This is a genomic window from Ruthenibacterium lactatiformans (assembly GCF_000949455.1).
Classification (GTDB): Bacteria; Bacillota; Clostridia; order Oscillospirales; family Ruminococcaceae; genus Ruthenibacterium; species Ruthenibacterium lactatiformans.
The window spans coordinates 25,378-38,106 of sequence record NZ_JXXK01000027.1 but is presented as its reverse complement, the minus strand read 5'-3'; the positions used below and the strand labels follow the sequence as shown (position 1 = coordinate 38,106).

Here is a 12,729-nt window from a genome sequence, read left to right as displayed (position 1 = left end):
AGCAAATCGACAGTGTGGTGCTTTTTCGGGTGGTCAGGTACAATGGGGGCAGAAAGAAAAGGAGGCTGCCCTTTATGAAAAAATCATTGGTATCTGCGATCCTGATCGCCGCTCTCTTGACCGCCTGCGCACAGTCACAGGTCCATTTTGCCGATCCGGTGGATGTTGAAAAGGCCCTTGCTGAAAGCGAGGCGCTGGCTGCGGAGGTCGCCGCAGAGAAGATTGAGACGACGACCGCTGAGCCGAAACCCACGCAGGTGCAGACGGAAGAACCTGAACCCACGCCGGAACCTACGAGCGTCCCAACCCCCGCAGTGGAGCGGGAAGCAGAACCCACGGTGGAGCCTGAGCAGAATCCTGCAACCGTACCGCAGTCTGATTCGGCCCCCGACCCGACACCGGCACCGACCCCGGAGCCTGCCCCGGCTCCCGCCTATGGCGCTGTTCCTTTTGAGCTGGCAGCCGGTACGGACAAATGGTGGAAGATCGACGCCACCGACAGCGCCTATTGGGCTATGCAGGAGCAGATCAACGCAGTACGCGCAGCGGGCGGCCTGCCCGCGCTGGCAATGGATGATGGACTTTCCGCAATCGCCAGTACCCGGTGTGAATCCTTTGTCGCGGGTGGCCCGTTCGACCATTCTGGCATGACAACCACAAGCGAGATCCTTGCCGCAGGCCCGCTTGGCTCGGCAAGTGCTGCCTGCGCCGCGTGGGTAGCCAGCGATGTCCATTATGCCAACATCATGCGCACCGACATTTCCAGTATGGGCGTTGGCTGCTGGTTCTGCGATACCGATCAGGGGCAGTACACCTACTGGACAGTAACATTCCAGTGAAACAGAAAACGCACTATTTTTCAGCGCCTGTCCCGACGGGATGGGCGCTTTTCTATTGAGGGAGGTTATACGATGAAAAAGTGGCCCCGCGCCCCGCCTAAACCAAAGCAAGAGAGAACCAGTCGCCCAGCGCCTGCCCGATGCGGACAGGCGCTTTTTTGCTTGGAAAACCAAAGGAGGAGCACTTGAAAAAAGGAAAAAACCTGCGCCGGATGGTGTCGGCGCTTCTGGCCGTGTTGCTGTGCATGAGCTGCCTTTGCAGCCCGATGGTGTTTGCAGCTGAGATGAATTCGCCCGCAGAGGTGGAGAACCCGACCTCGACAGAGGAACAACTGACCGAGGAATCGGCTGAAAAGGATGAGGCGACCGAGCCGACGGCCACACCCCAGCCCACAGCCGAGCCGGATGCAGAGCCGACACTCAGCGAAGCAGCACAGGACTTCATTGATGCTGTTGCGGCCATCGACCGTGAGACGGTATTGATTACGGCCAATGCATGGGGCCTTGCGCACTTGGCATGGGTCGAGGATCAGGCGAATCCCGAACTCCAGGCCGCATTGGACGAGGCGACCGCAGCGTCCGATGAAGCTGCGGTGCAGCTTTATGCCGCGGAGGATCTGTACTACGAGGTGCCGGAGGATGAGCAGGCCAGCGAGGCCGTGCAGGCGGCATATCTGTCTTTGATGTCCATCATTGTAGCAATGCACGAAAAGATGGACTATCCGACAGCACCCGCTACCCCTACCGAACCAGACGAGCCTACCGACCCCGGCGCAGAAGGCGGGGATGAGCCGACTGTTGAACCGAATAAAGACGAGATTGCCAATGTCCTGTATGGCGATCTGCCCGATGCCCCCAGCGGCTACTACATGGGTCGCTATGGCCTGCCGGTGGCGATCGGTGAGACAAAGATCGGCATCGGCGAGTGGGATCTCGAAGATGCAGACGGCAATTATCTGGATGCCGATGCTCTGAACAGCGACAATATCAGTATTACCGTGCCCTTGCAGGATGGTGAGAATTTTGCCATTGTGCCTATCATGGTGCAAGTGGAATACCCTGCTAACGGCAGCCGCTCCCACATCGTCCTGCCGGATAGCGTGAAAGTGCTGCGTCCGGACGGTAGCGGCGAGGCTGCCGATGCGGATGAGGCCGCAGCAATTTTGGCCGCAAGCTACGACGAATCCTCGGCCTCTGCATCCGGCATTTTGCTCCAGGCCCGTGAGGGCTTTACTGCGCAGTTTGTGTACGAAGCGCCGGATGGAACTGTGCTGAAAAAGAGCATGACTGTCCATGTGGATGGCACGGAAACCGCAGCCCCCACGCTGTACGGCGCTGGCAGCACAACCTACGCCGAGCGGCCTACGCCTACAGTCACGAGCGGCAAAATCACCAAGGCAGAGAAGGTGAACGGCACCTGGCTGATTTGGTTTAATGGCGAACCGGCGTATTGTTGCGACCACGGGCTGAGCGGAAAGCCTGCTGGATGTCCGACTTATTCCTACAGTCACACCTCCATCGTTGAGGCGTCGCAGTATACGCCGGGCGACCACTATTCCAACCAGATCAATATTTGGGGCGGGCTGGGTCAGCTTTCGCTTGGCTTGCTTGGCACGGATGCCGCGACCTTTGCGGCGCGTAACAAGGGCGAAAACGCGGCCGCTTGCTACGATGCGGCCCAGCAGTGGATTATGGAGCATTACCCCAACAGTGTGGCCGGGCAGGCATATCAGGATGCCATTGACCGGTTGACAAGTGGTGCCGCCACCTATGCAACCGACACCGACTACTACACTTACATCTATCAGCCGCCGATTGGTGGCTGGCAGACGGTTGCTGTCATGGGGCCCGCCACGGACGGCAGCGAGGAACCGGATGTGCAGCCCCAATTCTACGCATCGTGGAACGCACCTGCACAGACCGTGAGCGGGTCGCTGGATCTTTCGTATAAAGTCAATGCGGATAAGCAGCAGTTGGAAACCGGCGAGAAAATCGACGGTGCCACCATTGAGATTGAGCCGCTGGTCAAATCCGGCAGCATTGATGGCGGCAGATGGGCAATCACTCCGGCCAGCAAACAGGTTATTACCACCGCAGGCCACACAATGGACGATGCCTACCATACCAACGGCGGTGACGGCACAGCCGCATGGAGCCTGCATTATTCTGTGAGCAAGACCAGCGGCACCCGCAGCGGGTCTGTTGGGCCTTACAGCAGCCAGTCGGAGGCCGACAGCGCAGCGGCCAGTGCCCGCGCAAATGCGATCAATGAGCTGCGCGGTGAGGCCCAGCGGATGGTGGATGCGGCCATCGCCTCTGCCCGGCAGCAGCTTGCCAACCTGCAGTTCCGTTTTGAAGAAACCGGTATCCCCTATGGTTTTGAGGCTTTCACTGGCCCCCTCGGCAGCAGTCAGGTCATCTCTGTCCCGTCCAACGCCAATCAGGATTATGTCATGCGCAACGACGAGTGGAGTTTGCAGGTGCGTATCGACAAGCGTGACAGCGAGACCGGAAACCAGATCGCAGCGGATGCGTCCTTTGCGGTGTTTGAGTGGGATACGGTATTGCAGCGATATATCCCCTATGGCGGGTACAATCAGTATACGGTTGAGCGACAAGCAGACGGCACATACGTGGTCGTGAATAACAGCAGGTATGCGACCACCGATCCTGCTCATACCACAATGTACTATACCCAACGCAATGAGGGCAAGTTTGTGCTGGTCGAGATCGAGGCCCCGTCCGGTTACTTTGGCGACTGGACAGACCTGAACAACACCGGCACCGCGGGTACACCCGCTGGTAAGCGTGGATACTATATCGAGATCACGGCTGAAAATGACGGCAGCATCATTTGGCTGGATAATGCCGACTACAACGCCAACATCGGCCTGACCAACGAGGGCGGCACCCTGCTGGATACCGGCAACGGCATTGTGACCGTGGCGATTAGCGACACGCCGCTCGACGCCGCCAAAACCTATGTTACAGATGCCAGCGGCACCGCAGCCAATGAGGATAGCTATACCATGCAGCCCAAAGAGGGCGTGCTGCAGAACGACCGTGTGCTGGGCGAGATCAGCCTGAGCAAAGTTGACCTTGATGCCATGCGGTATGTTTCTGGCCGGGATGCCTACGGCAGCAGCATGGCAAGCGGGCAGGCCCACGGCGATGCAAGCCTTGATGGTGCGGTGTATGACCTGTATGCCGCTGCCGACATCCTCCACCCGGACGGGGTTTCCGGCATTGTGGATTACAGCCGTATCTTGGATGAAAATGGCACCCCCATCTGGCACACTACCATCCGGGACAATTCCGGCCAGTGGGTCAGCGATTATCTGCCCGTTCTCGCAAAAGACCACCTCGTTGCGTCCGCACAGATCAAGGGCGGGTGGCTGACTTTCTCGAATCTGTATCTTGGCGATTACTATATCGTCGAGCGCGGCACCGGGGTCGTGATCTCGGTCGAGGATGGTGCGTTTGTCCTCTCCGGCACCTACCCCGCCATTGATGCCAAAACCAAGCAGCCCACCGGCAGCGAACTGCCCCTTGCTGTGGATGCACAGGGCCGATACACCGACTATGCCTATCGCAATCAGTGGTCGAATATTGGACAGGGCAAAGCGCTGGACGGCACCCGCACCTACGATGGCTACTACGAAAGCTATGCCAAAGGCTACCTCTGCGACGAGCATAACTACTATATCAGCCCGGCCTATTCGGATGAGGGCTGGTATGTCGAGAAAATTGCCTTTGAGGATAATCGGCAGGCCGAGGGCGAGCAGCGGGATTCCACCGCATATCCGGCCAGCAGCCATCTCCACCGGGACAATGCCCTTGCAGAAAGTGCAGACCAGGTGGCAAAGGGCAATCTGGAAATCTCCAAGCACATTTCCAGCACCGGCTCCACGGATGGCATTGACTTGGAGGGAGCGGGCTTTACCATCTACCTGATTTCTGACCTTTCCAAAGCCAGCGAGTTTACCAGCAGCCGCAGCGGGCAGTATCGCCTTTCCAGCATTTTGGCGGCCTATATCAACCCCAAGTACGATGAGAGCCATCCCAAATATGACTTTACGGCAGAGGGTCATGCCATTGCCAAAACCTATGCGCTGGATGAGAGCGAGATTGCCGCTTACAATGCGACCCTGACCGCAGCCGAGGACAACCGCAACGGCAGCGGTGATGGTTGGATTCCTACCGGTCGCCCCAACGAGTACCAGCTTGCCGAGATCTTCTCGAATGACACCGGCACGATTCGGGTCGAGGGCCTCCCATATGGGCAATATCTGGTGGTGGAAACTACTACCCCAACCGACCACTGGCAGGCTGAACCGTTTATTCTGACGGTCGATCCCACCGACAGCCGCAACCCGCAGTCCAAGATGGCCCACCCGCGTGGTGCGGTACAGGCAGGCTCTGGCAGCTACCAGAAGTTCACCATTCTGGATGAGGAAGTCGAGGCGTATCTGCGCGTGACCAAGATCGACGCCGAGACCGGCAAGCCCGTCCTGCTGGAGAATACGGCATTTCAAATCTACTGGCTGGACGAGCTTGGCAATTACGTTCTTGACCGAAACGGCCATGCCAAGCTGGTCACGATGACCGACACCACCAACGGCACTTTGAGCAAGACGGTGGACACTTTCTATACCAATGAAAACGGCGTCCTGACCCTGCCCGAAAAGCTGCCCATTGGGCGTTACCGGCTGGTGGAACTTACCGGCCCGAACGGCTTTTATAACGAGTGGGCCGACACCGCCGCCTTTGACGAGGACGGACACCTTCAGATGGATGCCACCGGCGCATTTGTGGATGGCGGCGTGTATGTGGACTTTGTTGTCAGCACCGACCGCATCTACAACGCGACCGGGGACGACAGCGAGGATGGGCAGGATATTCTGGTCATTGATGAACGCTACAACAACCACGAGACCCTGGGCCGCCTGACCATTCGCAAGACCGGCGAGGTACTGGTGGATTATGTGGACGGTCAGTTTGTGTATGAGGAGCGCCCCATCCCAGATGCCGAGTTTACGATCACGGCAGCTGAGGACGTTTACACGCAGGATCAGCAGACTGACGCAAGCGGGAATCGCACCCTCTGGTATGCCAAGGGCGATGTGGTGGCAGTCGTGCGTACCGGCGATGGCACCAGCGATCTTGCCGCCTTTGCGCCGGGCCGGACGCAGGCCACCTATGACTTCCTGACCGTAACCCATAGCGAGATTGGCGAGGTGACATTGACCCTGCCGCTGGGCAGCTATCGTGTCGAGGAAACTGGTGCCCCATACGGGTTTGTCGGTACGACCCAAAGCTATGATGTGGCCTTTGGATGGAACAGCCAGCTTAACGAAACCGTGCTGGCAAAGGAGATCACCAGCCATAACGCAGACGGTACGGACAGCACTTCCAAGTTCACGATTGTCGATGCCAAGGCTGCCGACACCGCTCTGATCGAGCGGCAGGTACTTGGCTTCCGCAATGAGCGGGAGCGGACCGAGGCCAAGGTAACCAAGCTGGACAGCAAGACAGATACCCCGCTAACCGGTGCCGTCTTTGCCCTGTTTGCCAGCGATGATGTTTACAGCGTGGATGGCAAACTGCTTGTCCGTGCGGGGGAGCAGATCGCGGTATCTGCGCCGTCCGACGCGCAGGGCCTTGCCGCTTTTGACTGCGGCCTGCCCATCCGGGGTGAACTGTATGGCACTGAGGGCATCTATGTGGCGGAAAATGAGTTCGGCACCGGGACGGATGCCCGTTTCAACAGTGGCCTGTATGAGATTCGAGAATTGACCCCGCCGATAGGCTATTACCTGAACGATGAGCCGATGGAGGTATCTTTCCTCTATGACGGCCAGCCGGTTCAAACGCTGGAGGTTACCTGCAAAAACGATGGCACTTCGGTGCTGATCTCCAAGCGCAAGCTGACCGGCAGCGATGAGCTGCCCGGCGCAACCCTGCGCATTGTGGATCAGGATGGCAAGGTTATCCGGGAATGGGTGAGCGGCGACAAGGCCACCGAAATCCGTGGGCTGGAATTGGATAAACCCTACACGCTGGTGGAGATCACCGCACCGCAGGGATTCGCCGTTGCAGAGAGCATCAGCTTCAAGCTGGTGCAGCGCGTGGACGAGGACGGCTCCCCTCTGCATGAGAACGATGTGTATGTCTGCACTGGTAAAGACTGGCTCGTCCTCGACCACTGGACACTAATGGAGGACGGGACGGTGGTCATGCGCGATGCGCCCGCCCCGGAACAGCCCCGCAAGCCATCCGAGCCGGAGAAGCCCAAGCCCACCCCCGTGCCTCAGCCAATCCCGCAGACCGGCGACCTGCCTTGGCTGCCTGCTGTGCTGATCCTCGGCCTGTTGGCATCGGTCATTGGCATCGCGGCCTATCTCTGGCACGAGACCTCGGAGGACGAAAAAGTGGCGGCAGAGCAGTGGGAGGACGAATGATCCGTTCATTTGCACGGGGCGTCCTGATCGGGACGGCCTGCATCTGTTTGCTGGCGCTTGGTTGGCTGTTTCTTTTCCGGCCCAGCCTTGCGCAATATGAGGCATCCGAGCTGAAAGAGGCATTTACAGAGAGCGACCCCGGAGGCAACTCCGGGGTCCTTTCTCTGCCCTGGTTCAATGCTGAAAATGAGAAGCAGCTTGACCTTGCCTCTCTGCAAGCCCAATACCCGGATGTGCAGGCATGGCTTTCAATCCCCGGCACCCGCGTTGATTACCCCGTGCTACAGAGCAGCATGGAAAACCCGGAGTATTATCTTCGCAGAAATTACAAGGGGGAGTGGCGCACCGCGGGCAGTTTGTTCCTGCAAAGCGACTGCCGCCTGTCAGGTAAAACGCTTATCGTGTATGCTCACAACATGAACGACGGCAGTATGTTCGGCTGCCTGCCCCGGTATCTCGGCAGCGGCTATTGCAGCAAGCACAGCCAAATCCAACTGCAAACGCCGGATGGTACTTGGCAGTATACGGTTGTGGCGGCGCTGGAAACAGATGTCAGCCAGGTGCCTTTCAACCGCACGTTGTTTTCGGACGATGCGGATTTTCTGGCTTTTGCCCAAAGCCTGCTGGATGGGGCGGCCATGAAAACAGGGGTGCCCATCACCGCAGATAGTCATTTGCTTGTGATGGTCACCTGCTCGTATTCCTGGCCCGACGCCCGATATGTCATTGTGGCTGTGAAATCATAGCGGGAGCAACTGTTTTCAGCCGAATGAGACTGTGCTGCGCACAGTACAAGCAAGCACGACATTTGATATACCAAATGTCAACTTGTCAGGGGCAGAGCCCCTGAAACCCCCTGCGCCAAGAGGTGCAGATACATTGAAAAGGAGGACGGATGCGCAATCGAAACCATATTGTTGTCGTTCATCTGAACGATAAAGAATATGACAGGCTGAATCAAAAATGCCGACAGGCAGGGCTTCGCCGCGAGCAGTTTGCGCGGGCGGCATTTGAGGGGATAAACATACGGCCCCGTCCACCCGACACCTACAAGGAACTCGCGCGGGAGATTGCGGCGGTGGGAAACAACCTGAATCAAATTGCGCACAGAGTGAACAGCACAGGATATGTAACGCAAGCGCAGTTTGAACAGGTGATGGACATCATGTCCCGAATATGGAAACTTGTGCAGGAGCGTGCGTGACAACAATGGCCTACACAAAAATCAAAGCGGTCAAGAACCATTTGAAACGGTGCCTTGACTATGCAGCCAATCCCGCAAAAACAAAAACGGGGCAAGACTTACAAGACGCGCTTACCTATGCGCACAATAGCGATAAGACAGAACAACAGCTCTTTGTGACCGGCTTTAACTGTGACCCTGCCCACGCCTGCGAGGTAATGCTGCGCACGGAAACTATTTGGGGGAAAGGTGGAGAGAATCATGTATTAGGATACCACGTCATCCAATCCTTTGCCCCCGGCGAGGTCACGCCGAAGCAGGCGCATGAGATCGGATGCGAGTTTGCCCGGCGCGCATTTGCTGAACGGTATGAAGCCACAGTCAGCACCCATCTGAACACCGGGACGCTCCACAATCACATCGTGTTCAACTCCGTCTCGTTTGTGGATGGCAAGATGTTCCGTAACGATTTCAAAGGATATTTCAAGGGCATCCGGGCGGTATCTGATCAGTTGTGCCGGGAGCGTGGACTATCAATCATTGATCCGAAGCAAAAGGGCAAAGCGTACATCGAACGACAGGCAGAAAAGGAGGACAAACCAACCGCCCGCTCTATGATCCGCGCGGATGTGAACAGGGCGCTGGCAAGGGCCGTAAGCTGGGAAACCTTTGTGGCAGGGTTGCGGAAAATGGGATATTCCGTAAGGTATGGCCCCAATATCAAATACGCCACCCTGCGCCACAAGACCGGCAGCCGGAACATCCGGCTAAAATCGCTGGGCGAGGGGTACGATGAGGCATCTATCCGAAATCTGTTGGAGCGCCGTGCGCGGGGCGAGGAGGTGAAGCTGCCCCGCGCGGCAGAGGACGCAGCCCGAACCAGATCCATCCGCGATAAGCCAATTCCAGAGGTGCCGGCACGCCGGGTTCGCAGGGTGAGACTGCGCGGCGCATTGCCGGTCGTGCCTCGTAGAAAATACACCGGCTTTATGGCTCTCTATTATCGCTATGTCTATCTGCTGGGCAAAACACGGCAGCGGCGCACCTCGCGCCGCTGCTACTTTTTGCTGTGCGAGGATTTTCAAAAGTTTGACCGGTATGTTGCCCAATTCAAATTTGTGTGGGAAAACCGCATCCAATCACAGGAGGAATTGGACGCGGTGAAAGCGACGGCCAAATCCGAGCAGGACGCGCTTACCGCCCAGCGCAGGAATCTTTACCGAAAAAGAAGTGTTGCCAAAAAGGACAGAGATGAAAACCAAGCCGCGGCGCTGTCAGCCGAGATCGCCGCCCTGTCCGCGCAGATCCGCGCCCGCCGCAGGGAGGTGATGCTGTGCGGCTGGATCAGCGAGGACGAGAAGCGACTGCGCGCGCAGTTGGCCGAGGCTGAACGCGCCGAGCGGCAGGAGCAGGAACGGCAGCAGGAAAAATCGAACAGACAAAGGGGGTATGCAAGATGAACAGTGGCAGTGAAGCGGCAGACCAGATGGTGCGCGAAGGCATCCAGATCACCGAGGCGGCGGTCAAATTGAGCGCGCTCGGTGCCAAAAACCTTGCGGCCATCGCGCTGGCGCTGGCAAGGGATAATCCCAAGGTGCGGGGCCGTACCCGGCTGAGCCGCCTCTTGCGGGACGGCAAGGAACTCAAGGTGTTTCCCATCCAGGCGGGCGATCTGGCCGAGTTTAAGCGGCAGGCCAAGCACTACGGTGTACTGTTTTCGGCCATCAAGGATAAGAGCAGCGAGGGTGAGTTGATCGACGTGCTGGCCCGCGCGGAGGATGTGTCCAAGCTCAATCGCATTTTTGAGCGCATGGGCTATCCAGCGCCGAAAAGGAGGGTGGTAGAGCGAAAAAAAGGGCAAGCCCGCCATCCATCCGAAAGCAGCTTGGGGATGCGCGGGCATGGTGCGAGGGAAATGGGCCAGGTGCTTTCTGAGCAGGCGCAACGTCCGTCTGTGCGGGCTACTCTCGCGGCATTAAAAGCAATCGCCCAAAAGACGGCACAGGCCCAGGAACAGGCAATCGAAACCGCAGCAAGGGAGGGACGCGAGTGAACGGCACTTCAATGCGGGGTAACCCGTGAAACGCCCCGACCGCACAGAAGCGGCCCTCTGGGCGGCGCTGATGCTGCCGGTACTCTGGCTGGCAGCGGCGGTGGCACAGGCAATCGACATGGGCGGCGGGCTTGCAGGGCTCGCCGCCCATCTCTCTGCCCTGATCGCCGCGCCCTTCTCGGTGCATTGGAGCGCCAGCACCGGCAAATTTTTGCTGCTGGCATTGATCTGCTACCCGCTGGCCGTGTTTTGCTATTTAGAGGAAAAATCCCGGCAGCATCCCGGCGCAGAGCATGGCACGGCACGTTGGGGCAGTGCGTTCTCGCTCAACCGGAAATACCGTGACCGCAAACGCCCATCCGAAAACTATATTTTTACTTCTCATGTGCAGATGGGCATGGATGGCTTTCGGCACAAGCACAATCTCAATGTGGTCGTCATCGGCGGCAGCGGCGCAGGAAAGACGAGATTCTACGTTAAGCCTAATCTGATGCAATGCGCGGAGAACTGCTCGTACATCATCCTCGACAGCAAGGGCGAGATCCTGCGCAGCGTGGGCGGCCTGTTTGAGCGGATGGGCATCGCCGTCACGGTCGTTGACCTTGTGCATTTCGCCGGGCATTATAACCCGATGGCTTACCTTGAAACAGACGAGGACGCGATCAAGCTGGCCTATGCGTTGGTGCATAACACCAAACCCAAGGATGCGCCAGCAGGCGGGGATAAGTTTTGGGATGATTCCTCGATGATGCTGATCTCGGCCATGCTGCTCTATCTGATGTATGAGGCCCCGCCATACGAGCAGAATTTTGCGATGCTGATGCACATGATCCTCAACGGCCCGGTAGCCGAGGGGGAGGCCGGGCCAAACCCGCTCGATCTTCTGTTTGAGGGACTGGAGGGTCGGGAACCCGATCACCCCGCCGTGCTGCAGTATCACTCGTTCAAGCTGGGCAGCACCAGGACGCTGCAATCGGTTCTGATTTCGGCGGCGGCAAACCTGTATATGTTCAACACGCGCCGCTTTGCCGAGATGACCAGCCAGGACGAGACCTTTCTGCCGCGGCTGGGGCTGGAGCACCGCGCGATCTTCTGCGTGATCCCCGACCATGACCAGACCTACAACTTCCTCGTCACCATCCTGTACACGCAGCTCTTTGACCAGTTGTTTCGGCTGGCCGATTCAAACCCGGATTATCACGGCGCGCTGCCGGTTCATGTCCGCCTGATGATGGACGAGTTCAGCAACGTGGCCCTGCCCAGCAACTTCCAAAACATCCTCTCGGTCTGCCGCAGCCGGAATATCAGCTGCGATATTATCCTGCAAAACATCGCACAGATCAAAAAGCTGTTCAAGGACGATTGGGAGGGGCTGCTCGGAAACTGCGATACTATGCTGTATTTGGGTGGGAATGAGTACGGGACATTTGAGTATTTATCAAAGATTTTGGGCAAAGAGACCGAGCGCACCACCTCGCAGAGCATCGGCAAGGGCAGCCGTGGCTCGTCGAGCGAGAGCCGCCAGACAGCGGGCCGAGAGCTTTTAACCCCGGACGAGGTGCGGCGCATCGAGCGCGGGGACGCGCTGTTGTTAATGAGCAGCGAGGACCCGGTGATTGATCGGAAGTTTGATCTGCTCCGCCACCCGAATGTCCGTTACACCCCGGACGGCGGCAGTGAGCCGTATGTGCTGCCGCCCGATTACATGAGCGAAGCGACCACCCTATCCGCAGCAGAACTGGCAACGTTGGAGCCGGACAAGGTTCCGGCAGAAATTTTGGATCAATATGAATGGATCGAATTGGAGGAAATCGATGAAGATGAACTGGATGAAACACTGGACGAAACCGAAGGACAGCCTGGGTGAGCCGCCGATCCCGCTTGACCGCGGCGCGGTGCGAATCAAGCGCGCGTACATGACGATGGCAGCGTCGCTGGCGCTGGCGATGTTGTTCGCCACGCCTGCACTGGCCGCGAGCGACCCGCTGACCGCGATCAACAACCTGTCTGACTTTGTGTTCAGCGCGATCAAGGCCATTGGCGCGATCCTGCTGGGCTTTGGCATCGTGCAGATCGGCCTTGCGCTCAAGGGGCATGATGCCGCGCAGCGGGCGCAGGGCTTTATGACCTTTTTCGGCGGCGTGGTGATCTACTTTGCCAAGGACATTCTGGACATGATCGTGTGAACCAAGG

8 protein-coding genes are annotated in these 12,729 nt (G+C 58.1%); all 8 read left to right on the top strand.

The window, feature by feature from the left end:
• Positions 1-74 precede the first annotated feature (74 nt).
• Positions 75-839 (top strand): CAP domain-containing protein, encoded by a 765-nt coding sequence (locus TQ39_RS15130; protein WP_050006147.1) that lies wholly within the window; start codon positions 75-77, stop codon positions 837-839.
• A gap of 185 nt (positions 840-1,024) precedes the next feature.
• Entirely contained in the window at positions 1,025-7,300 is a 6,276-nt protein-coding gene (locus TQ39_RS15125; protein WP_050006146.1) for an MSCRAMM family protein, read from the top strand.
• Positions 7,297-8,046 (top strand): class B sortase, encoded by a 750-nt coding sequence (locus TQ39_RS15120; protein ID WP_050006145.1) that lies wholly within the window; start codon positions 7,297-7,299, stop codon positions 8,044-8,046. Before TQ39_RS15125 ends, TQ39_RS15120 begins: the two co-directional genes overlap by 4 nt.
• Positions 8,047-8,195: 149 nt before the next feature.
• The gene (locus TQ39_RS15115) at positions 8,196-8,504 is read left to right on the top strand and encodes a MobC family plasmid mobilization relaxosome protein (RefSeq protein WP_050006144.1); all 309 of its coding nucleotides are present in this window, start codon (positions 8,196-8,198) and stop codon (positions 8,502-8,504) included.
• A gap of 5 nt (positions 8,505-8,509) precedes the next feature.
• Positions 8,510-9,943 (top strand): relaxase/mobilization nuclease domain-containing protein, encoded by a 1,434-nt coding sequence (locus TQ39_RS15110; RefSeq protein WP_050006143.1) that lies wholly within the window; start codon positions 8,510-8,512, stop codon positions 9,941-9,943.
• The gene (locus TQ39_RS15105; RefSeq protein WP_050006142.1) at positions 9,940-10,536 is read left to right on the top strand and encodes a PcfB family protein; all 597 of its coding nucleotides are present in this window, start codon (positions 9,940-9,942) and stop codon (positions 10,534-10,536) included. Before TQ39_RS15110 ends, TQ39_RS15105 begins: the two co-directional genes overlap by 4 nt.
• Before the next feature lie 25 nt (positions 10,537-10,561).
• Positions 10,562-12,403 (top strand): VirD4-like conjugal transfer protein, CD1115 family, encoded by a 1,842-nt coding sequence (locus tag TQ39_RS15100; RefSeq protein ID WP_050006141.1) that lies wholly within the window; start codon positions 10,562-10,564, stop codon positions 12,401-12,403.
• Positions 12,404-12,452: 49 nt separating this feature from the next.
• Positions 12,453-12,722 (top strand): glutamyl-tRNA amidotransferase, encoded by a 270-nt coding sequence (locus TQ39_RS15095; RefSeq protein ID WP_242853516.1) that lies wholly within the window; start codon positions 12,453-12,455, stop codon positions 12,720-12,722.
• Positions 12,723-12,729: the final 7 nt, after the last annotated feature.